The organism is Variovorax sp. FW305-3-2-15-B-LB1 (assembly GCF_058787635.1).
Window position 1 is genome coordinate 164,911 of sequence record NZ_JBYSZY010000006.1, and the last position, 21,300, is coordinate 186,210.

Below are 21,300 nucleotides of genomic sequence, written 5' to 3' on the forward strand. Positions count from 1 at the left end.
AAATTCTTTCCAACAAAAATACGATCGCCTCCGTCCGGCATTTTTCCTTCCCCCTTTCTTCCTTCCCGCCCGAGGACCCTTCGTGAAACTTCTTCGTATGCTTGCCGTGGCCGGCCTGTGCGCCGGCCTCACCGCCCCGTCGTGGGCGCAGCAGGAGCGCGTGATCCGCTTCGGCCACCTGAACAACGCCGACCACCCCGTGAGCTTCGGCGTCAAGCGCTTTGCCGAGCTGCTCTCGGCCAAGAGCGGCGGCAAGATGAAGGTCCAGGAGTTCCCCGCCTCGCAGTTGGGCAACGAGATGCAGCAGCAGTCGGCCTTGCAGGGCGGCGTGCAGCAGATGTCGGCACCGGCCACCACGTCGCTCGCAGGCATCGTCAAGGAGTTCGGCCTCGTCGACTTCCCCTTCTCGGTGAACAACTTCGCGCAGGCCGATGCGCTGCTCGACGGCCCGTTGGGCCAGGCCCTGATCGCCAAGCTCCCCGAGAAGGGCCTCGTCGCCCTGGGCTACTGGGACCTGGGGTTTCGCAACGTCACCAACAGCAAGCGCCCCATCGCCAAGCCTGAAGACCTCGAAGGTCTGAAGATCCGCGTGATCCCCAACCCCGTGTTCCTCGAAACCTTCAAGGCCTTCAAGGCCAACCCGGTGCCGATGCCTTTTGCCGAGCTGTACGGTGCGCTCGAAGCCAAGGCTGTCGATGGCCAGGAGAACCCCTATGCGGTGATCCTGTCGAACAAGTTCTACGAAGTGCAGAAGTTCGTGAGCGCCACCAACCACGTGTACGCCGCCAACATCGTGCTGGTGAGCAAGAAGTTCTGGGACTCGCTCACGCCCGCCGAGCAGAAGATGATGAACGACGCGGCCAACGAGGCGCGCGGCTACCAGCGCCAGGTCAGCCGCGCTGCCGCGCAAAAGGCCGTGGGCGACCTGCAGGCCAAGGGCGCGCAGTTCAACGAACTCAGCGCCGCCGAGCAAAAGCGCATGCGCGACATCGCCAAGCCCGTCGTCGACAAGTTCGCCGCCCAGTACGACCCCGCCATCGTCAAGCTCTACAACGACGAGCTCCTGCGCATCCGCAAGTAAGTCAGCAAGCCAGCCCGTCCCTCACCGAAGCTCCCCATGAAGATCCTCGTTCTCCACGGCCCCAACCTCAATCTGTTCGGTCGCCGCGAACCGCACATCTACGGCAAGACCACGCTCGCCGAGATCAACGCGCAGCTGCAGGCCCTCGCCGGCGAACTCGGCGTGACGCTGGACACCATCCAGTCGAACCACGAAGGCGACCTGATCGACTTCCTGCACACCCACATCGACGATGCGCAGGGCGCGCTGGTGAACCCCGCCGGCCTCACGCAGCACGGCGTTCCGCTGCACGACGCGATCAAGGCCATGCCGTTCCCGACCATCGAGGTCCACATGTCCAACATCGCCGCGCGCGAGGCATGGCGCGCGCATTCGATCATCTCGCCGGCGGTGAAGGGCACGGTCCAGGGCCTGGGCCCGCTGTCGTACCTGGCGGCGTTGCGCGCGCTGGTCGACATGCAGCGCCAGGCGCAAGCGCAAGCACAGGCCTCCGCATGACCCGCTGGCTCGACCGGTGCTGCACCGGCATCGAGGCGCTGATCGCGGCCGCGCTCGCGGTCATGGTCGTGCTCGTGTTCGGCAACGTGGTGCTGCGCTACGGCTTCAACTCGGGCATCACGGTGTCCGAGGAAATCTCGCGCTGGCTCTTCATCTGGATGACCTTCCTGGGCGCCGTGGTGGCACTGAAGGAGCACGGCCACCTGGGTGTGGACATGGTGGTGCAGAAGCTGCCCCCCATCGGCAAGAAGATCTGCCTGGCCGTCGGCCATGCAGTCATGCTCTACATCGTCTGGCTGCTGCTGCAGGGCAGCATCGCGCAGGCGCGCATCAACTGGGACGTGACGGCACCCGTCACCGGCGCGTCGATGGCCATCGTCTACGCCGCGGGCATCGTGTTCTCGGTGCTGGCCGGGCTCATCCTGGCGCTCGACCTGCTGCGCCTGCTCACGGGCCGCATCGCCGACCATGAACTGGTGATGGTGCAGGAATCGGAAGAAGCGGTGCAGCTACAGCAGATCCTGGGTTCGCAAGACGCCAAGGAACCGGGGGCACGGCCATGACCATCGCTGTTTTCGTCGGCTCGCTGCTGCTCGCCATGGCGATGGGCATTCCCATCGCCTTCTCGTTGCTGGCCAGCGGAGTGGCGCTGATGTGGCACCTCGACCTGTTCGACGCGCAGATCCTCACGCAGAACGTGATCGGCGGCGCCGACAGCTTTCCGCTGCTGGCCGTGCCCTTCTTCATGCTCGCGGGCGAGATCATGAACGTGGGCGGGCTGTCCAAGCGCATCGTCGACTTCGCGCTCGCGCTGGTCGGCCATGTGAAGGGCGGCCTGGGCTACGTGACCATCATGGCGGGCTGCCTGCTGTCGGCACTCTCGGGCTCGGCCGTGGCCGACGCCGCCGCGCTCACCGCACTGCTGCTGCCGATGATGGTGCGCGCGGGCCACGACAAGCCGCGCGCGGCCGGCCTCATTGCGGCCACCGGCGTGATCGGCCCCGTGATCCCGCCGAGCATCGGCCTGGTGATCTTCGGCGTGGCGGCCAACGTGTCGATCTCCAAGCTGTTTCTCGCGGCCATCGTGCCGGGCCTGCTGATCGGCGGCGCGCTGTGGATCACCTGGGCCTGGCTGGTGCGGCGCGAAAAGATCGTGCCGCCGCCGCGCAAGTCGTCGGCCGAGATTGCCGCCGCCTTCCGCAACGCGCTGTGGGCGCTGATGCTGCCGGTGATCATCCTCGTGGGCCTGCGCATGGGCGTGTTCACGCCCACCGAAGCCGCGGTGGTGGCCGCCGTGTACGCGCTGTTCGTGTCGACGGTGGTGTACCGCGAGATCACCTGGAAGGACCTGTACGCCATCTTCGTGAGCGCAGCCAAGACCAGCGCCATCGTGATGTTCCTGATCGCCGCGGCGATGGTGAGCGCCTGGCTCATCACGGTGGCCGACCTGCCCTCCAAGATCGTGGGCATGCTGCAGCCGTTCATGGGCAACCAGATGCTGCTCATGATCGCGATCATGGTGCTCGTGATGGTGGTGGGCACGGCGATGGACATGACGCCGACCATCCTCATCCTCACGCCGGTGCTCATGCCGGTAGTGAAGGCGGCCGGCATCGACCCCGTGTACTTCGGCGTGCTGTTCATCATCAACAACTCGATCGGGCTCGTCACGCCGCCGGTGGGCACGGTGCTCAACGTGGTGGCCGGCGTCGGCAAGATCTCGATGGACGACGTCACGCGCGGCGTGGTGCCGTTCATGCTGGCCGAGTTCGCGATCCTGTTCGTGATGGTGGCGTTTCCGCAGCTGGTGATCGTGCCGGCGCGGTGGTTCGGGGGCTGAGCCGATGCGCGCCGTTTTCCTCACCGCGCTCACCCTGCTCACCGCCCTGCCCGCCGCTGCACAAGACCCCGAGCGCGAGGTGCTGCCCGAGCAGCGCCAGCGACTGGCCTTCATCGCGCCCTCCGGCTTCGCGCCACTGGGCAGCGGCAAGATGGTGTTCAGCGCCTTTCACGTCACGACCGGCCAGGAACTGTGGGTCACCGACGGCAGCAACGCCGGCACCACCTTGCTGAAGGACATCCGGCCGGGCTTCCGGGGCTCATTCCCCGCCGGGCAGGTCGCATTCAAGGGCCACGTCTACACCACCGCCACCGACGGCGCGAGCGGGCTCGAACTCTGGCGCACCGACGGCACCGCCGCCGGCACGACGCAGGTGATCGACCTGCGCCCCGGCGAAGAAGGCGCGATGCCCAACGAGCTGACGGTGTTCCGCGACGCGCTCTACTTCGTGGCCGACGACGGCCAGACCGGCTTCCAGGTGTGGAAGACCACGGGCGATGCGAAGAGCACCACGCGCGTGTCCGCCGTCGATGCCGGGCCGCGTGCCCTCACCCGCCAGCTCACCGTGGCCGGCCCGCGCCTGTTCTTCACCGCGACCACGCGCACGCACGGCCACGAACTCTGGGTGACCGACGGCACGTCCGAGCACACGCGCTTGGTGAAGGACATCCGCCCGGGCCTCGAGGATGCAGGCATCCAGAACCTCACGGCCGTGGGCAACGACCTGTACTTCACCGCGCACGACGGCGAACACGGCACCGAACTGTGGAAGAGCGACGGCACCGCACACGGCACGCAGCTGGTGAAGGACCTGCGCCCGGGCGCCGCACCCTCGCGGCCGACGCACCTGGCGGTGCTGGGCCGCACGCTGTACTTCTCGGCCGACGACGGCGTGCACGGCATCGAGCTGTGGAAGACCGACGGCACGGCGAAGGGCACAGTGCTGGTGAAGGACATCCGCCCCGGCCCGGGCGGCGCCATGTCGAGCGCGATCGCCGTGATGGGCGGCAAGCTCTACTTCGCCGCGACCGACGGCGTGTCGGGCGCGGAGCTGTGGCGCAGCGACGGCACGGCGGCGGGCACGGTGCGCGTGAAGGACATCGCACCGGGCGCGGAGAACGGCTCACCGGCACGCTTCGCCGTCATCGGGGCGCGCTTGTGGTTCGCGGCGAACGGCGGCGGTGGCCGGGGCGTCGAGCCATGGACCAGCGACGGCACGCCGGCCGGCACGCGCGCCGTGGCCGACCTTGCCGCGGGCGAACGCCACGCGATGCCGCTGGGCTTTCGCGCGCTGGGCGACGCGGTGCTCTTCGTGGCCGACGACGGCCACGGCAACGACCGCCTGTGGTCGCACCGCAAGGACGGCAAGGTGACATTGATCGGCGATCCGCTCAAGGAGCGGCTGCGCTGACACCGAAGGTTTGCGTGGCCGCGTAGTCGCGCAAGGCCTGCTGCATGGCTGCGGCGATGGCGGGGTGCGTCGGGTCGTGGCCCGCGCCCTGCGCCCACTGCAGCGGCGCGCCCAGCACCTGCGCCAGCACCTGAGCGCCCTCGGGCGGACACAGCGCGTCCTGCGTGCCGTGCACGATCAGCGTGGGAACAGCAGGCAATGCGGCGCAGCGCTGCAACAACGAGGGCGCATCGAGCCAGCAGCCGTGCCGCAGGTAGTGGCTCTGCACGCGGTAGCGCGCCACGAGCCGCGGCAGCATCGCTTCGTCGATCCGCGGCGCTGTGGCTCCGGTGGTGAGGCGCTGCTCCCAATCGAACCAGTGGCGCGTCAGCTCGCACTGCCGCGCCCAGGTGCCGTGCGCGAAGACTTCGGCGATCGGCACCGTCACCGGGCATCGCCGGCGACTGGCCTCGTCCCCCAGTGCGCGCCATGCGGGGCCGTCGTGCTGCAGGGCCCCGGCGAAGAGCGCGTGGATGTCGCCCGGACGCGCGAGGAACACGTTGCGCAGCAGCAGGCCCGCGACGGCCTCCGGTGCGTCGAGCGCATGCATCAGCGCCAACGTGGCGCCCCACGAGCCGCCCACCACCAGCCATCGATCGATGCGCAGATGTGCGCGCAGCTGCCGCAGATCAGCCAGAAGATCGGCAAGCGTGTTGTGCTCAATCGATCCTGTGGGGGTGCTGAGGCCCGAACCGCGCTGGTCGGGGCAGACGATGCGGTAATGCGCCGGATCAAAGTCCCGACGCAGCAGCGGCGAACTGCCCGAGCCCGGCCCGCCGTGCAGCACCACCACCGGCAGGCCCGCCGGATTGCCGTGCTCCTCGACGTGCATCACATGCCCGCCGTCCAGAGGCAGGCGATGGGTGATCGTCATTGGCGCGTGTTCTCAGCTCAGCGCGTTCGCGTCGGTGCGAAAGACGAGGTCGCCCGCACGCCGCGCGCCCGGCACGAAGCGGATCGGGGTGCCGACGTCGCGCGGATCACCCGCCGCCTTGACCATCGCCTCCACCTCCTCATGCCGCGGGCTCTTCGGGCACACCGGGTCCGTGGCCGCCGCGTCGCCGGTCAGCAGGAAGGCCTGGCAGCGACAGCCGCCGTGGTCCTTTTCCTTCTCGTCGCAGCTCTGGCAGGTGCTGCTCATCCAGCCCGTGCCACGGTACGTGCCGAAGGCCGGGCTCTCCTGCCAGATGCTGCGGATGCTGTGCTCGCGCACATTGGGGAAGTCGAGCCCGGGCAGCATGCGTGCGCTGTGGCACGGCAGCGCCACGCCGTCGGGCGCCACCACGAGGAACACGCTGCCCCACCCCGCCATGCAGGGCTTGGGCTTGCCCTCTGCGTAGTCGGGCACCACCCAGAGGATCTTCATGCGGCCGTCCAGCCGCGGGCGATGGGTTTGCACCACCGCCTCGGCCGTGGCCAGCATCTCGCGCGAGGGCATGAGCATCTCGCGGTTGCGCCAGGCCCAGCCGTAGTACTGCACGTTGGCGAGTTCGAGAAAGTCGGCCTCCATTGCCTCGGCCATCTCGATGATCCGGCCCACGTGCGGCAGGTTGTAGCGGTGCATCACGCAGTTCAGCACCATCGGGTAGCCGAGGTCCTTGATGGTGCGGGCCACGCGCTGCTTGAGGTCGAAGGTCTTCGTGGAGCTGAGGAAGTCGTTGAGCTCGCGGCTCGAATCCTGGAACGACAGCTGGATGTGGTCCAGCCCTGCCCGCTTCAACGTCTCGGCGCGCTGCGGCGTGAGGCCCACGCCCGAGGTGATCAGGTTGGTATAGAAGCCGAGCGCGTGCGCCGCCGCGACCAGCTCCGGCAGGTCGTCGCGCAGCAGCGGCTCGCCGCCCGAGAAGCCCAGCTGCACCGCGCCCATCGCACGCGCTTCGCGAAACACGCGAATCCATTCGGCCGTGTCCAGCTCCTCGCGGTAGCGCGTGTAGTCGACCGGGTTGGAGCAGAAGGCGCAGTGCAGCGGGCAGCGGTACGTCAGCTCGGCCAGCAGCCACAGCGGCGGCTTGGCCACGGCGCGGGGTTGCACCTCAGCGGATCCAGTGGCGTCCACGGGCCTGCTCCAGGAATTCGAGCACGTCGGCATGCAGGTCGCTCTCTCCGAAGGTGCGCTCCAGGTCGGCCACAAGCGCGGCCACCGAGGTCTTGCCGTCGCAGCGCTGGAGGATCTCGGCCGCCGGCCCGTTGAGCTTGATCATGCCCTCGGGGAACAGCAGCACGTGGCACTGCTGTGCCTCTTCCCACTGCATGCGGTAGATCGAGGTGAGCGCCGGCTGGGCATCGTCGGTCCATGCGGTCATGGTTGCTGGTCTTTCGGAAGGTCGTCGGGATAGGCCTTCTCGATCGCGTCGAGCATGGCCCAGAGGATGTCGAGCTTGAAGCCCAGGATCTGCAGCGCGCGCTGCTGCCGCTCGCGCGTGGTGCACCACTGCATCGCCACTTCGAGGCCGTGCTCGACGTCGCGGTCGGCCAGCGGAATCCGGCTGCGAAAGTAGTCCAGGCCCGAGGTGTCGATCCACGGGTAGTGCGTGGGCCAGCCCGCGAGCCGGTCCTTGTGGATGCGCGGTGCGAACATCTCGGTGAGCGACGAAATCACCGCCTCCTGCCACGGCGCCGTGCGCGCGAAGTTGACGTAGGCATCGACCGCGAAGCGCACACCGGGCACGACGAGCGCGTGCGACTCGAGCACCTCGCGCGCCAGGCCGGTGGCGATGCCCAGGCGGGTCCAGATCTCGATGCCGCCCGCGTTGGCGCCTTCATGGTCGCCATGCCCGTCGTGGTCGAGCATGCGCACCACCCAGCGCCGGCGCGTGGCACGGTCGTCGCAGTTGGACAGAACGGCGGCGTCCTTCACCGGGATGAGGCACTGGTAGTAGAAGCGGTTCGCCACCCAGCCGCGCACCTGGAAGGGCTGCAGCTCGCCCGCGTTGAGCCGGCGATTGAACGGGTGGTGGCTGTGGTAGCGCGACTCCATGGCGCGCAACCTCGCTTCGAACGCCTGCGGGGACCATGGGCCTTGTGTCTCTTGGGTCACGTGTTCAGATCTCCAGGACCATGCCGTCGAACGCGACCTCGATGCCGCGGCGCACGAGCTGCGCGCGCTGTGGCCCGTCTTCGTCCAGGATGGGGTTGCTGTTGTTGATGTGGATGAGCACCTTGCGCCGCGCCGCGCAGGCGTCGAGCGCCTGCAGCATGCCGGGGCCGTGCGGCCCGTCGCATTGCGGCAGGTGGCCCATGTCGGCCGCGTGCTTCTTGCCGAGCCCGGCCGCGACCATCTCGTCCTCGGTCCAGAAGGTGCCGTCGACGAGCACGCAGTCGCAGGCGTCGAGGCTGCGGCGCTCGGCCTCGCCGACCTGCGCCAGGCCCGGCGCATAGAGCGCGCGCTTGCCGGTGGCGGGGTCTTCGATGAGCACGGCGGCGTTCTCGCTGCGCGTCTCGGTCTGGCGGCGCGGCGAATACGGCGGCGCCTTGCCGGGCACCGGCACGGCCTGCAGCTGCAGCCCGGCGATGTCGTGCCAGGCACCGCCGCCGGGCTCGAGCGACAACGGGTGCCAGGTCACGCCGCAGTAGCTGTCGAGCGTGCGCAGCAGCGGCAGGCTGCCGCTGAGGTCGTCATGGGCCTCGGGCGTGCAGTACAGCTGCAGCCGCTGCCCTTCGCGCAGGCTCAGCAGGCCTGCGACGTGGTCGATTTGAGAGTCCATCAGCACCACCGCCTCGATCGGCGAATGGCGCAGGCCGTGGCGCGGCCACAGGGCCGGCGAGGCGCGCAGTTGCGCACCGAGGTCGGGGGAAGCGTTCAGCAATATCCAGCGTTCGCCATCGGCCGACACGGCGATCGAACTCTGCGTGCGGGGCGTGGCCCGCACCTGCCCGCTTCGCTGGCCGGCACACAGGCGGCAATTGCAATTCCATTGAGGGAAGCCACCGCCCGCTCCCGAACCCAGCACCAGAATCTTCATGGGGGCCCAACAAAAAAACACGGCACCGGCGCAAGGCCGGTGCCGTGGGTCTGCGCGCTCAGCGAGCGGAGATGTACATCGTGATTTCGAAACCGAAACGCATTTCTTCAAACTCAGGCTTGCACCATTTCATCGCATTGCTCCTTCAGTGGTTGGGGTTGAGGACATATCAATAGACGACGATCTTTCCCGTCGGGCGCGGGCTATGGCAGTCGTTGTAAAAGTATTCGCCCGGCGTGTCAAAGGTGTGGGTCTGCGACTGGCCCGGGGTCAGCCTGAAATTGAACCGCCCTTCGAAGAACTGCGTGGCGCAGTGGGTGTTGGCGTTGGCGGCGGGGTTGGTGAAGGTCACGGCGGTGTTGACGGGCACGCGCATGAAGGTCGGCGTCATGGCATTGACGGCCGTCGATTCGGTCGCGCCCGGCTCGTTCGCCGCCGTCTGCACGCGCGCCAGGAACACGGTGTTCGGCGTCGGCAGTGCCGCGCCCTCCACCGCCTGGCCCGACACGGGCCGGCGCACCACGGGCGGTGTCGGCGTAGCGGCCGCGGTTACCGCGCCGCCGACCTTGAAGGCCCACAGCCGGTCGCCGCGCGGTGCCGAGTCGCCGTACGGAATGCTGGTGCCGCCCGAGAACACCGCGATGTACTGCTCGCCGTCGATCTCGTAGGAGACCGGGCTCGCGCTGATCGCCGCGCCGGTCTGGAAGCGCCACAGCTCGGTGCCGTCCTGCGCGTCGAGCGCCAGCAGGTTGCCGTCGGGCTGCCCGATGAACAGCAGGTCGGAGGCCGTGCTCAGGATGCCGTTGCCGTGCGCCACCGAGTACGGCAGCGGCTTCTTCCATTTGACGAGGTTGGTGCTCGGGTCCACCGCCACGACCGCGCCGGTCATGTAGGTGCCCGGCGGACGCAGGCCGTTGCTCGACTCGCTGAGCGAATGCGCCGCCGACACGTAGCCCATGCCCGTGTAGACCAGGCCCGTGCGCTGGCTGAAGGACTGGTGGTTCCAGTTGGCACCGCCGCCGTGGCCCGGGATGGACAGGATCGGCACGTCCCAGTGCGCGTCGTACAGGCAGCCCTTCGTGTAGTTGGGCACCGCGCGGTTCGGGTCGCCCGGAATGGCCGTGCCCAGCGGCTGGTCGACGATGCAGGTCTCGGTCCAGGCGCCCTGGCGCGGCAGAGGCTGCGTGGGCCAGCTGGCCTGGCGGGCGTCCTGCTTCACGGGCACTTCGTCGATGCCCAGCGGCGCGCTGCCGTCCTTGCGATCGAGGATGTAATACATGCCCGTCTTGCTGCCGTAGATGACGACTTTGCGGTCCTTGCCATCGATCTTCACATCGGCGAGCACCGGCGACATCACGTTGTCCATGTCCCAGATGTCGTGGTGCACCGACTGGAAGTGCCACTTGTACTCGCCGCTCTTCAGGTCGAGCGCGACGATGGAGTTGGCGAACAGGTTCTGGCCCGGGCGCGAGGAGCCGTCCTGCGACGAGCCGCCGCGCACGTTGCCGAAGGTCCAGTACACCAGGCCCAGCTCGGGATCGACCGCGGGATGGATCCACGGCGTGGCGCCGGTGCGTGCCGTGTCGGGCGCGCCGCCCCAGGTGTCGTAGCCGAGTTCGCCCGCGCGGGGCACACCCCAGAAGGTGGTCAGTACCTTGCCGGTGAGTGCGTCGGCCGAGAATGCGGCGCCGCGGTTGCCATCGTTGGTGCCCAGGTACAGGCGCTTGTCGTGGTAGACCAGCGCGACCTTCTGCAGCGCGCCCTTGTAGTCGGGATCGGTGCTGCTGGTCGGGTACTGCTTGATCCATTCGACGGCGCCGGTGTCGGTACGCAGTGCCACGAGGCGATTGCCGGTGGCCACGGTGAACACCAGGCCCAGGTCTTTGGCAACGGCCACGCCGCGGCGGGTGATGCCGCCGTAGGGCGTGGTCCATTTCCACTTCGTCACGCCGGTCTTGCCGTCCACCGCGACCACGTTGCCGAGTGCGGACTCGATGTAGAGCACGCCGTCGACGACGACGGTGGTGCTCTGGTTGTTGCCGGTGGTCATGCCGCCTTCGATCTGGTTGACCCAGGCGCCACCGAGCTGCGTGACCAGGCCCTTGTTGATCTTGCGCAGGCTCGAATAGTTCTGGTTGCCCAGGTTGCCGCCGACCTTCGGAAAGTCCTTGTCGCCGGCGGTGCAGCAGTCCGACAGGTCGGCCGCGGGTGCGGCGGCAGCCGGCGGCGATGCGGGCGGCGGTGTGCCGGCAGACGGCGACGGCGCAGGGGCCGGCACGACGGGCAGCACGGGCGTGCCGCCACCGCCGCTGGAGCCGCCGCAGGCGGTGATCAGCAACGGCGATGCAAGCACGCCGCACGAGATCAGCAGCGTGACCAATGATTTTTTCTTCATGGATGTCTCTACTCGGTGAACGTTGGAACAGGGATGTTCGAAACGACCGGTGGCGCGCACACGGCGCCGCACCGGCCCCGGGAGGTCGTCGTCGTTACTCGGTGGTGCAGAAAGGCGTCAGGCCCATCGCCGACTTCACGCCTTGCACGACGAGCTTCTGGAACTCGATCGCGCCCACGCCCGACAGGTCGGCGGTGAACGAGTGCGCGTTGTGCCCGAGGGTCGTGAGCCATGCGCGACCGCCGTCGTAGTACTGGCACCAGGCGACCGGATGGAAGTTGGCGTGGCCGGGATGCGGCGCGGAGGTGAGCGGCTTCAGCGTCGAGGTGTCGACCTTGGCCAGGAACTTCACCTTCGTCGGGAAGGGCATCAGGTTGTACCACTCGTCCTGGAACGAGAAGCGCTTGGGCACGTCCTTCGTCGAAGGGTCGTCCGAGACGATCTCGACATCGCCCGCGCGGTTCGGTCCGTGGTTGTAGAAGTTCGCGTTGCCCAGCAGGCCTTCGTAGTAGGGCCAGTTGTATTCCGCGCCGAAGGCGTTGTGCAGGCCGACGAAGCCGCCGCCGCGGCGCATGTAGTTGCGCAGCGCGGTGCGGGCGGCGTCCTGGCTGGTGCTCACCGCGCCGTTCCACAAGGTGTCGCGGTTCGAGCTCGCGAAGATGATCGCCTTGTAGTTGTTGATGCGGCTGCCCAGCACGGCCACGTCCTCGGTCCAGTCGACCGTGATGCCCTCGGCCGACAGCATGCGCACGAGGCCTGCCTGCATCACGTTGTCGGTGTTCATCGTCGGGTTCAGGCCGGCCGCCATCGGCGTGCCCAGCACGGCATGGCGCGGGCCGGCGGTGCGCGAATAGATCAGCACGCGGTCGGGCGTGCTGGCGAAGGCGCCCCAGTCGTTGTAGCACTTGGGGTTGGTGCCGCGGCAGACGTTGTAGTACTCGTCGAAGCTGTCGTCGACCTCGGCCACCGGTTCGGTGGGCGTTGCCGGCACCTCATCTGTCGGCGCAGGCGGCGGTGCCGATGCAGCAGGCGCGGGCGCCACGGGCAGGATCGGCAAGGCCGCGCCGCCGCCGCCGTCGCCTCCACCGCAGGCAGTCAATGCCAGCGCGAGCGCGGCGGCCGATGCAAGTCCGAAGGGAAAGGATCTGGGATGTGTCAACGGAGTCTCCTCTTGGTGGTCAATGGCGGAATCGGACGGGCGCACGCGCCCAGCACGTGTCGCTGCGCCGCGGGTGGCGGCAGGCGCAGACGTGGGAGTGACGGAAATTGCCGGCGGGAACGAAGAAGGAATTCGTCGTCAGCCGTGAGGGCGCGCTACTTGCGGATGCGCACGAGCTCGTCGTTGTAGAGCTTGACGATGGCGGGGTCGTACTGGGCGGCGAACTTGTCGACGACGGGCTTGGCGATGTCGCGCATGCGCTTTTGCTCGGCGGCGCTGAGTTCGTTGAACTGCGCGCCCTTGGCCTGCAGGTCGCCCACGGCCTTCTGTGCAGCCGCACGGCTGACCTGGCGTTGGTAGCCGCGTGCCTCGTTGGCCGCGTCGTTCATCATCTTCTGCTCGGCGGGCGTGAGCGAGTCCCAGAACTTCTTGCTCACCAGCACGATGTTGGCGGCGTACACGTGGTTGGTGGCGCTGACGAACTTCTGCACTTCGTAGAACTTGTTCGACAGGATCACCGCATAGGGGTTCTCCTGGCCATCGACTGCCTTGGCTTCGAGGGCGCCGTACAGCTCGGCGAAGGGCATCGGCACCGGGTTGGCCTTGAAGGCCTTGAAGGTCTCGAGGAACACAGGGTTGGGGATCACGCGGATCTTCAGACCTTCGAGATCTTCAGGTTTGGTGATCGGACGCTTGCTGTTGGTGACGTTGCGAAAGCCCAGGTCCCAGTAGCCGAGCGCGACGAGGCCCTTCTCGGGGAGCTTGGCGATCAGGGCCTGGCCCAGAGGCCCGTCGAGCAGCGCATCCGCCTGTGCGAAGTTGTTCACCGAGAAGGGGAAGTCGACGAGGCCGAACTCCTTGACGATGCCTGCGAGCGACGTGGTGGCCGGCGCAGACATCTGTTGCACACCGCCCTGCAGGGCCGACTGCTGCTGCATCTCGTTGCCCAACTGCGAGGCAGGGAACTCCTGGACCTTCATCTTGCCGCCGCTCTTGGCCGACAGGAGTTCGGCAAAGCGCTTGACGCCGAAGCTCACGGGATGGTCGGCGTTGTTCAGGTGGCCGAAGCGGATCACCCGCTCCTGCTGCGCTTGCGCAGCAGCAGGAACGACCAGGGCGAGGGCAAGGCCGGCGGTGGCCAGCGAGCGGTAAAGCGTTCTCAAAGTTGTTCTCCAGCGTGCGATTGAGCGGTCCATGCCGGGGCGCTTCACACGCGCTCCGACTCCTGGCGGCGCGATCTTATCGATTTAGTGGAAAATCTTTCTACTAGTGAAAACACTTGGCAAAATGCTAGAGTCGTCTCATGACAGCCATACTCGAACGCAGCTTCAAGGTGCTCGAACACCTCTCCGGCCACCCCGAGGGCCGTGCGCTTTCCGCGCTTTCTGCCGAGCTGGAAATGCCGTTGAGCGCCACCCACCGCCTGCTGAGCGAACTGGTGCGCTACGGCTATGTGCGGCAGGACCAGAGCCATGGCGACTACATGCTGACCATCAAGCTGGTGTCGCTGGGCCTGAGCTTCTTGAGCAACAGCGGCATCGTCGACGTGGCACAGCCGCTGCTCGACCGACTCGCGGTCGCGTCGGGCGAGCTGGTGCGGCTGGCGGTGGTCGACGGCGACGAGCTCACCTTCGTCGCGAAGGCGCAAGGCGCCACGCGCGGGCTGCGCTATGACCCGGACATGGGCCTGTCGGTGAACCTCTCATGCAGCTCCGCGGGCCACGCCTGGCTCTCGACCATGACGGACGAACAGGCGCTGCAGCTCGTCGCGAAGCAGGGCTTCGGCCAGCCGGAAGACTTCGGCCCGAAAGCGCCGACCACCGTGAAAGCGCTGCTCGTGTTCCTGCGCGCCACGCGCAAGCGCGGTTTCTCGATCATCAACGAGGTGTTCGCCCCCGCGATGACTGCCATGGCCGCGCCGGTGCGCGGTGCGCACGGCGGCGTGATCGGCGTCATCACCATCGCGGGGCCGCTGGTGCGGCTCACGGAAGAACGCATGCTCGCGCTGGGCCCGCAGCTGCTGGCCGCGGCGGACGACGTGGCGCGGGCCAGCGGCGCGTCCGCACTGTTCAAGCGCCGGGCCTGAAGGCCCTGCCAGGTCTTCAGTCCACCTTCACCTGGAACAGCACGAAGCCCGTGCCGCCCGGCTCGACCGTGCCCGTGAAGCGCCAGTCGATCGCGCCCGTGCCGCCTGCGGGTTGAACGGTGGTGCAGGCCACCGCGCCCGCCGGCGGCGCGTTCGCCGGTGTGGTCTTGACGCAGCCCGTGAGCGACGCCGGCGTGGTGCCCGTCGTCGCGCTCACGAAGGTCGTGTAACCCGGCGTCATGTCGTTCACGACCATGCTGCGGATCGGCGCGTCGCCGTTGTTCGTGTAGGTGATGCGGTACTCGAGCGTCTCGCCCGACTTGGCCTGGTTGTTCACGCCGAAGGTGCCGCTTTGCGTGATGTTGCGCACTTCCTTCTTCAGCTCCAGAGCCACGCCCGACACGGTCGTGAGGTCGTCCAGCGTGAAGCTGCCGCTGAGCGACGGGCTCGCGTTGGTGTAGGTGAAGTCGGCGCGGATCGTCGCCTTGTTGTTCGAGCCCAGCGGCGCCGTGGCGGGAATGAACTCCTGCACGATCACGCAGACCTTGCCCGCGAAGGCCACGGGCGTGGCCGCCGCGCTCGGCGGGTACAGCTGCGCCGCGCCGGGCTGCAGGCTGCCGGTGCAACCCACGTCCGCGAAGACCTTCGTCGTCCAGCCGGTGATGGCCGGCGTGGCCGTCTCGCTCGCCACGCTGAAGCGCACCTGCCCTGCCGTGCCGGCCGTGAAGGTGTGGGCGTAGGTCACGGTGCTGCCCGGCAGGCCGGTCTTGGCGCCGTCGGTCGCGAAGGCGCTGTTGTCGACGTCGCCGAAGTTCAGGTTCGCGTGGCCCGTGCCGTTCCAGCTGAAGGCGATGCGGTCGGGCGTGCCGGTGCGCGTGTAGGTGTAGGTGCCACCGGCCGCGGCCACCGCCGAGCCCGAGGGCAGCGCGACATTGCCCACCGAGGCGCCCGTCGACACGCGCGTGCCGGGGTTGGTTTCTTCCACGCACATCGCCGAGCCCGTGGCCGCGCCGGCCGGCACGCTCAGGCTGTAGGCACCCGACGCATCCGTGAGCGCGCTCGCGTACACGGTGGCGCCGCAGTTGGTCAGCCGCACGCTCACGCCCGACAGCGGGCCCTCGCCGCCGTTGACGATGCCGTCGTTGGCCGTGCCGCTGCCCACGCCGTTGTCCAGGAACACGCGGCCGCTCACGATGGCCGCGAGCGTGTTGGTGAAGGTACAGACCACCGCCGTGCCGTTCGTCAGCCCGGCCGCGGGCAGCGTGACGGTGCCCGCCACCAGATCGACCGCCGCCGTCGCCCCGCCCGCCAGGCCCGTGCAGGTCGCGCCCGAGAACGCGAAGCCGCCGGGCATCGAGGCCGCGACTTCGGTCAGCACCGTCTGGGTGTTGGCCGTGGTGAGCGTCTTGATGGTGCCCACCACCGTCGAGCCCGACACCGAGACGTTGATGCTGTCCGAGCCGAAGCCGTTGGTGCCGCTGAACGCGAAGGTGCCCGTGCCGCCCAGCGCCTGCTTGCGGATCTGCACGGTCGGCAGGCGGTTGTTGCTGTAGGTACAGACGATGGCCTTGCCGGCGTCGCCCGCGCCGATCACCAGCGTGTTGCTGGCCTGGCCGTTGGTGCCGCTCAATGCGTTGGCCGTGGTGCCGCCGTCGGCGGTACACGACAGCACGGTCGTGTAGTTGGCCAGCGTGCCGGTGGGCATCGTTTCCGCCGGGAACGTGATCGTGTTGCCCACGGCCGCCACCACCGCCGCACCGCTGTTGCCGGCCGTGGGCGCGGTCGCGGTGAAAGCGGCCGTGTTGTTGGTCGCGCCCGTGGTCGCGCCGATGCTGGCGACATTGCCCGCTTCGCTGTTCGCGCCCCAGGCCTTGCGCACCTGCAGGGTGACCGTCTTCTTCGCGTTGGTGTAAGTACAGACGATGGCCTTGCCAGCGTCGGCCGCGGCAATCGCCAGCGTGTTGCTCGCCTGGCCGTTGGTGCCGCTCAGCGGGTTGGTGGTGGCGCCGCCGTCGGCGGTACAGGCGAGCACGGTGCTGTAGTTCGCGAGCGAGCCGGTGGTCATCGTCTCGGCCGGCAGCGTGAGCGTGCCGCCGACGACCATCGACACCGCCGTGCCGCTGTTGCCGGCGGTGGGGGCCGTCGCGGTGAATGCCGCCGTGTTGCTGCTGCCGCCCGAGGTGGCGCCGATGCTGGCCACGTCGCCGTTCGTGCTGTCCGCGCTCCAGGCCTTGCGCAGCTGCACGGTCACGGTCTTGGGCGTGTTGGTGTAGGTACAGACGATGGCCTTGCCGGCGTCGCCCGCGCCGATGAGCAGCGTGTTGCTGTTCTGCCCGTTGGTGCCGCTGAGCGCGTTGGCCGTGGCGCCGCCGCCGGCCGTACAGGCCAGCACCGTGGTGTAGTTGGCGAGCGTGCCCGGCGCCATCGTCTCGGCCGGCAGCGTGATCGTGTTGCCGGCCTGCACGGTCACGGCCGTGCCGCTGTTGGCGCCCGTGGGCGCCGTTGCGGTGAAGGCCGTGGTGTTGCTCGATCCGCCCGCGCTCGCGCCGATGCTCGCGACGTTGCCGGCGATGCTGTTCGCACCCCAGGCCTTGGCGATCTGCAGCGTGGCGGTCTTCGGCGTGTTGGTGTAGGTACAGACGATGGCCTTGCCCGCGTCGCCCGCGCCGACCAGCAGCGTGTTGCTGGCCTGGCCGTTGGTGCCGCTCAGCGTGTTGGCCGTGGCGCCGGCATCGGCGGTACACGACAGCACGGTGGTGTAGTTGGCCAGCGTACCCGGCGACATCGTCTCGGCCGGGAAGGTGAGCGTGTCGCCCGCGGCCACCGACACCGCGGTGCCGCTGGTGCCCGCCGTCGGCGCCGTCGCCGTGAACGCGGCGGTGTTGTTCGCGCCGCCCGTGGTCGCGCCGATGCTCGCCACGTTGCCCGTGGTGCTGCCGGCGCTCCAGGCCTTGGACAGTTGCAGCGTCGCGGTCCTGCGCGTGTTGGTGTAGGCGCAGTTGACCGCGCTGTCCGACGGCATGGTGAAGGTGCGGCTCAGGCCGCTGCCGCTCACCGTCACCGCGCTGCCGTCCGACACCTTGGTACAAGCCAGCGTCGTGGTGTAGTTGGCGGCGTTGCCGGTGGTGAAGGCTTCGGCCAGCGTCACCGTGGCGCCGCTGGCCGCGGTGGCCGTGGCGTTGGTGGTGGTGGCCGGCGCGGTCGACGTGCCGGCGGTCGCGCCCGTCACTTCGGCGGCGCTGCCGCTGACCGTCAGGTTGACCTTGTCGCCGGCGATGGCGCCGCTCCAGCTCTTGGACAAGGTCACCGCCGCCGTCTTGCGCGTGTTGGCGTAGGTACAGACGATGGCCGTGTCGGCCGCGCCCACCGTCAGCGTGTTGCCCGACAGGCCGCTGGTGCCGGTGCAGCTCAGCGCGCTGGTGTAGTTGGCGGCGCTGCCGGTGGTGAAGCTCTCGGCCAGCGTGATGACGCCGCCCACGGGCACGGCCTGCGCAGTGCCGGTGTCGGTCTCGGCGGCCGTGTTGGCCACCGAGGCCAGCGTGGTGAGGCCCGTGCCGGTGACGCTCACGGCGTCGTTGACGATCGCGCCCGACCAGGTCTTGGCCAGCGTGACGGTCGCCGTCTTCGCGGTGTTGGTGATCTCGCAAACGATCGGCAGGCCCGCATCGGCGTTGCCCAGGGTCAGCAGGTTGCCGCTGAGCGAGCCGCCGCCGGTGCAGCTCCAGGCGCTGGCGGTGTACGAGCCGGCGTTGGTGCCGAACGGCGTCTCCGACAGGGTCACGGTGTCGCCCACCGCCACGCGCTGCGCGCCGCCGGTGTCGGTCTCGTTGGGCGTGTTGGCCGTGGCCTGCAGGTTGAAGGCGTAGCCGATGTTGTGGTTCGGGTGCACCGTGCCCGACGCGGTCAGCGTGAAGGCGTCGTTGACCAGCGCGTTGACCCACTTCTTGCGCAGCTGCACCGTCGGCGCCTTGGCGTTGGTGACGGTACAGACGATGTTCGAGCCCGCCACCGTCGCCGCGGCGTTCAGCGTGAACTGGTTCGTGTTCTGCGCGGTCCCGCGCGTCACCGTGCCGCCGCTGCCCATGCCCGTGCAGCTGACGTCCGTGATCACGTAGTCGGGCACGCCCGTGGCCGGCGTGTAGGTTTCGGTGAAGGTGGTCGCCGTGCCCGTCGCGGTCAGCGTCTGCAGCGGCCCGTTGACGGCCGTGCCGGCCACGGTGGTGGTGATGGTGTGCGCGGCCACGCCGTTGGTGCCCGTGAAGTCGAAGCCGGCCACGCCGCCGAGCGAACGCTTGGCGAGGGTCAGGGTCGCGGGCTTGCCGGTGTTGGTGTAGGTACAGACGATGGCCTTGCCCGCGTCGGTCGCACCGATCAGCAGCGTGTTGCTGTTCTGCCCGTTGGTGCCACTCAGCGCGTTGGCCGTGGCGCCGCCCCCTGCCGTACACGACAGCACCGTGTTGTAGCTCGCGAGCGAGCCCGTGGGCATCGTCTCGGCGGGCAGCGTGATGGTGTTGCCCGCGACCACGTTCACCGTGCTGCTGTTGCCCGCCGTGGGCGCGGTCGCCGTGAACGCCGTGGTGTTGCTCGCGCCGCCCGTGCTCGCGCCGATGCTGGCGACGTTGCCGCTGATGGCGCCGGCGCCCCAGGCCTTGGTGATCTGCAGCGTGGCCGTCTTCGGCGTGTTGGTGTAGGTACACAGGATCGCCTTGCCCGCATCGGCCGGGCCGATCAGCAAGGTGTTGGTGACCTGCCCGTTGGTGCCGCTGAGCGTGTTGGCCGTGGCGCCGCCACCGGCCGTACAGGCCAGCACCGTGTTGTAGTTCGCCAGCGTCCCCGTCGGCATCGTTTCCGCGGGGAAGGTGATGGTGTTGCCGGCGACCACGGTCACGGCCGCGCCGCTGTTGGCGCCCGTGGGCGCCGTCGCCGTGAAGGCCGCGGTGTTGTTCGCGCCGCCCGTGCTCGCGCCCAGGCTCGCCACGTTGCCGGCGATGCTGTTCGCGCCCCAGGCCTTGGCGATCTGCAGCGTCGCCGTCTTCGGCGTGTTGGTGTAGGTACAGACGATGGCCTTGCCCGCGTCGCCCGCGCCGACCAGCAGCGTGTTGCTGTTCTGTCCGTTGGTGCCGCTGAGCGCATTGGCCGTGGCGCCGCCGCCGGCCGTACACGCCAGCACGGTGTTGTAGTTCGCCAGCGTGCCCGGCGACATCGTCTCGGCCGGCAGCGTGATCGTGTTGCCCGTGGCCACGGTCACGGCGGTGCCGCTGTTCGCGCCCGTGGGGGCCGTGGCCGTGAAGGCCGTGGTGTTGTTCGTGCCGCCCGTGGAGGCTGGAATGCTCGCCACGTTGCCCGTGAGGCTGTTGGCGCCCCACGACTTGACCAGCTGCAGCGTGGAGGTCTTCGGCGTGTTGGTGTAGGTACAGACGATGGCCTTGCCCGCGTCGCCCGCGCCGATCGTCAGCGTGTTGGTCGCCTGGCCGTTGGTGCCGCTCAGGCTGTTGGCCGTCGCGCCGCCACCGGCGGTACACGACAGCACGGTCGTGTAGTTCGGCAGCACGCCGCCGTTCATGGTTTCCGCGGGGAAGGTGATCGTGTTGCCGGCCGCGACGGTCACGGTCGCGCTGGTGTTGGCCGTCGGCGCCGTCGACGAGAACGCCACGGTGTTGGCCGCGCCGCCCGTGGTCGCGCCGATGTTCGCCACGTTGCCCGTCACGCTGATGGGGTTCCACGACTTGGCCAGTTGCAGGGTCGCGGTCTTGCGCGTGTTGGTGTAGGTACAGACGATGTCCTTGCCGATGTCGCCGAGGGCGATCGTCAGCGTGTTGCTCACCTGTCCGTTGGTGCCGCTCAGCGTGCTGGCCATGGCCCCGCCGCCGGCGGTACACGAGAGCACCGTGTTGTAGTTCGCCAGCGTGCCGGTGGTCAGTGTTTCAGCGGGCAGCGTGATGACGTTGCCGATGTTCACGCCCACGAGGGAGCTGGAGGCGGCAGTGGACGCCGTCGAGGTGAAGGCCGAGGTGTTGCTGGCGCCGAAGAAGTTGGTACCGCCCGTGGAGGCGGCGATGCTCGCCACGTCGCCGGTGTTGCTGCCGGCCGACCAGGCCTTCGCGAGCTGCAGCCTGACCACGTTGAACTGGATGACGACGAGGCCGTTGCCGCCGGTGGAGCCGGTCAGCGAGGCGCGCGCTCCGCCCACACCGACGCCGCCCTGGTAGAGCGTGTTGCCCTGGTTGGCCGGGTTGGAAGCCGCCGAGTAGCTGCCGTCCGCTCCCGCGGTGATCACGCCGCCGGTCACGCCCGTGCCGATGAAGCCCGAGCCGCCGCCGCCCGGTCCGTTGTAGGAACAGCCGACCGAGACGGGATTGGGCGTGTTGCTGCACTGGGCCATGCCGCCGCCGCCGCCGAACCAGCCGCCACCACCGCCACCGCCGCCCTCGTACTGGAGGGGGGTGCCACCGACCGCCGAGCACCCGGTGCCGCCCTGCAAGGCGCTGCCGTCAGTGCCAGCCGGACAGGTGGCCGCGACGGTCCCCGCACTAGGGGTGCCGCGCGCACCGCCGGCGGCCTGGGTACCGCCCCGCCCGCCCGTTCCGGTGGACGAGCCGCCGTTGGTGCCACCGCCGCCGCCCGGCACCGGGCTGCCGACGTCGGTCCAGAAGGCGCTGCCGCCGCCACCGCCTGCGATCAGCCGCGCGGCAGCCGCCGAAAACTCCGTGCCGCCATTCCACAGCGCACTCATGCCGCCGCCCGACGAACCGGCAACGCCCGCGTTCGCGCCATTGCCGCCGCCGCCCCCGCGGCCGTAGGTCGCGCCGGTGCCCCCGTTCTGCCCGCC

16 protein-coding genes are annotated in these 21,300 nt (G+C 68.9%); 6 read left to right on the forward strand and 10 right to left on the reverse strand.

The genetic code is table 11. From position 1 onward, the window contains the following. Positions 1-97: 97 nt before the first annotated feature. The 5 genes from AC3WQR_RS06245 to AC3WQR_RS06265 are packed head-to-tail and all read left to right on the forward strand — an operon-like array spanning position 98 to position 4,830. Positions 98-1,081 (forward strand): TRAP transporter substrate-binding protein, encoded by a 984-nt coding sequence (locus AC3WQR_RS06245; protein ID WP_492741465.1) that lies wholly within the window; start codon positions 98-100, stop codon positions 1,079-1,081. A 36-nt stretch (positions 1,082-1,117) separates the two neighbouring features. After that, positions 1,118-1,579, forward strand: coding sequence for a type II 3-dehydroquinate dehydratase (locus AC3WQR_RS06250; protein WP_062476570.1), 462 nt, complete (start codon positions 1,118-1,120; stop codon positions 1,577-1,579). After that, positions 1,576-2,142: a TRAP transporter small permease gene (locus tag AC3WQR_RS06255; RefSeq protein ID WP_062476567.1), complete on the forward strand. Its 567-nt coding sequence runs from the start codon at positions 1,576-1,578 to the stop codon at positions 2,140-2,142. Before AC3WQR_RS06250 ends, AC3WQR_RS06255 begins: the two co-directional genes overlap by 4 nt. Beyond that, positions 2,139-3,419 (forward strand): TRAP transporter large permease, encoded by a 1,281-nt coding sequence (locus AC3WQR_RS06260; RefSeq protein WP_062476564.1) that lies wholly within the window; start codon positions 2,139-2,141, stop codon positions 3,417-3,419. Before AC3WQR_RS06255 ends, AC3WQR_RS06260 begins: the two co-directional genes overlap by 4 nt. 4 nt (positions 3,420-3,423) lie before the next feature. Further along, the gene (locus tag AC3WQR_RS06265; protein ID WP_492741451.1) at positions 3,424-4,830 is read left to right on the forward strand and encodes an ELWxxDGT repeat protein; all 1,407 of its coding nucleotides are present in this window, start codon (positions 3,424-3,426) and stop codon (positions 4,828-4,830) included. Here AC3WQR_RS06265 and AC3WQR_RS06270 read toward each other — a convergent pair. The 9 genes from AC3WQR_RS06270 to AC3WQR_RS06310 form a co-directional block, all read right to left on the reverse strand. Continuing rightward, the gene (locus AC3WQR_RS06270) at positions 4,811-5,743 is read right to left on the reverse strand and encodes an alpha/beta fold hydrolase (RefSeq protein ID WP_492741452.1); all 933 of its coding nucleotides are present in this window, start codon (positions 5,741-5,743) and stop codon (positions 4,811-4,813) included. The two genes, AC3WQR_RS06265 and AC3WQR_RS06270, sit on opposite strands and share 20 nt — an antisense overlap. Positions 5,744-5,755: 12 nt before the next feature. Beyond that, a complete protein-coding gene (pqqE, locus tag AC3WQR_RS06275; RefSeq protein WP_492741453.1) occupies positions 5,756-6,958 on the reverse strand; it encodes a pyrroloquinoline quinone biosynthesis protein PqqE in 1,203 nt (400 codons plus the stop codon). Next, on the reverse strand, positions 6,903-7,172 hold the full coding sequence (gene pqqD / locus AC3WQR_RS06280; RefSeq protein WP_062481654.1) for a pyrroloquinoline quinone biosynthesis peptide chaperone PqqD: 270 nt from the start codon (positions 7,170-7,172) through the stop codon (positions 6,903-6,905). The genes pqqE and pqqD overlap by 56 nt, the downstream gene beginning before the upstream one ends. After that, positions 7,169-7,906, reverse strand: a complete 738-nt coding sequence (gene pqqC, locus AC3WQR_RS06285) for a pyrroloquinoline-quinone synthase PqqC (RefSeq protein WP_492741454.1) — start codon at positions 7,904-7,906, stop codon at positions 7,169-7,171. The genes pqqD and pqqC overlap by 4 nt, the downstream gene beginning before the upstream one ends. Positions 7,907-7,910: 4 nt before the next feature. Further along, entirely contained in the window at positions 7,911-8,831 is a 921-nt protein-coding gene (pqqB, locus tag AC3WQR_RS06290) for a pyrroloquinoline quinone biosynthesis protein PqqB (protein WP_492741455.1), read from the reverse strand. Between the two features lie 58 nt (positions 8,832-8,889). Continuing rightward, positions 8,890-8,964 (reverse strand): pyrroloquinoline quinone precursor peptide PqqA, encoded by a 75-nt coding sequence (pqqA, locus tag AC3WQR_RS06295; protein ID WP_013539171.1) that lies wholly within the window; start codon positions 8,962-8,964, stop codon positions 8,890-8,892. Between the two features lie 36 nt (positions 8,965-9,000). Next, on the reverse strand, positions 9,001-11,226 hold the full coding sequence (locus tag AC3WQR_RS06300; RefSeq protein ID WP_492741456.1) for an outer membrane protein assembly factor BamB family protein: 2,226 nt from the start codon (positions 11,224-11,226) through the stop codon (positions 9,001-9,003). A 94-nt stretch (positions 11,227-11,320) separates the two neighbouring features. Next, positions 11,321-12,385 carry a ThuA domain-containing protein gene (locus AC3WQR_RS06305; protein WP_492741458.1) on the reverse strand — a complete coding sequence of 355 codons (1,065 nt, stop codon included), beginning with the start codon at positions 12,383-12,385 and terminating at the stop codon, positions 11,321-11,323. Positions 12,386-12,540: 155 nt separating this feature from the next. Continuing rightward, positions 12,541-13,548, reverse strand: a complete 1,008-nt coding sequence (locus AC3WQR_RS06310; protein ID WP_492741460.1) for a TRAP transporter substrate-binding protein — start codon at positions 13,546-13,548, stop codon at positions 12,541-12,543. A 140-nt stretch (positions 13,549-13,688) separates the two neighbouring features. On the opposite strand from AC3WQR_RS06310, the gene AC3WQR_RS06315 reads away from it, so the two are divergent. Next, positions 13,689-14,471, forward strand: a complete 783-nt coding sequence (locus tag AC3WQR_RS06315; RefSeq protein ID WP_492741461.1) for an IclR family transcriptional regulator — start codon at positions 13,689-13,691, stop codon at positions 14,469-14,471. Between the two features lie 16 nt (positions 14,472-14,487). On the opposite strand, the gene AC3WQR_RS06320 is transcribed toward AC3WQR_RS06315, so the two are convergent. Beyond that, positions 14,488-21,204 (reverse strand): prealbumin-like fold domain-containing protein, encoded by a 6,717-nt coding sequence (locus AC3WQR_RS06320; RefSeq protein WP_492741463.1) that lies wholly within the window; start codon positions 21,202-21,204, stop codon positions 14,488-14,490. Between the last annotated feature and the right edge of the window lie 96 nt (positions 21,205-21,300).

Bases quoted from the DNA above. Each gene is read 5' to 3' on its own strand.
- AC3WQR_RS06300 (WP_492741456.1), bottom strand. From the start codon at position 11,226: ATGAAGAAAAAATCATTGGTCACGCTGCTGATCTCGTGCGGCGTGCTT.
- AC3WQR_RS06270 (WP_492741452.1), bottom strand. From the start codon at position 5,743: ATGACGATCACCCATCGCCTGCCTCTGGACGGCGGGCATGTGATGCAC.
- AC3WQR_RS06255 (WP_062476567.1), top strand. From the start codon at position 1,576: ATGACCCGCTGGCTCGACCGGTGCTGCACCGGCATCGAGGCGCTGATC.
- AC3WQR_RS06250 (WP_062476570.1), top strand. From the start codon at position 1,118: ATGAAGATCCTCGTTCTCCACGGCCCCAACCTCAATCTGTTCGGTCGC.
- AC3WQR_RS06265 (WP_492741451.1), top strand. From the start codon at position 3,424: ATGCGCGCCGTTTTCCTCACCGCGCTCACCCTGCTCACCGCCCTGCCC.
- pqqD (WP_062481654.1), bottom strand. From the start codon at position 7,172: ATGACCGCATGGACCGACGATGCCCAGCCGGCGCTCACCTCGATCTAC.
- pqqE (WP_492741453.1), bottom strand. From the start codon at position 6,958: ATGCCGACGTGCTCGAATTCCTGGAGCAGGCCCGTGGACGCCACTGGA.
- AC3WQR_RS06315 (WP_492741461.1), top strand. From the start codon at position 13,689: ATGACAGCCATACTCGAACGCAGCTTCAAGGTGCTCGAACACCTCTCC.
- AC3WQR_RS06260 (WP_062476564.1), top strand. From the start codon at position 2,139: ATGACCATCGCTGTTTTCGTCGGCTCGCTGCTGCTCGCCATGGCGATG.
- AC3WQR_RS06320 (WP_492741463.1), bottom strand. From the start codon at position 21,204: ATGAGTGCGCTGTGGAATGGCGGCACGGAGTTTTCGGCGGCTGCCGCG.
- AC3WQR_RS06245 (WP_492741465.1), top strand. From the start codon at position 98: ATGCTTGCCGTGGCCGGCCTGTGCGCCGGCCTCACCGCCCCGTCGTGG.
- pqqB (WP_492741455.1), bottom strand. From the start codon at position 8,831: ATGAAGATTCTGGTGCTGGGTTCGGGAGCGGGCGGTGGCTTCCCTCAA.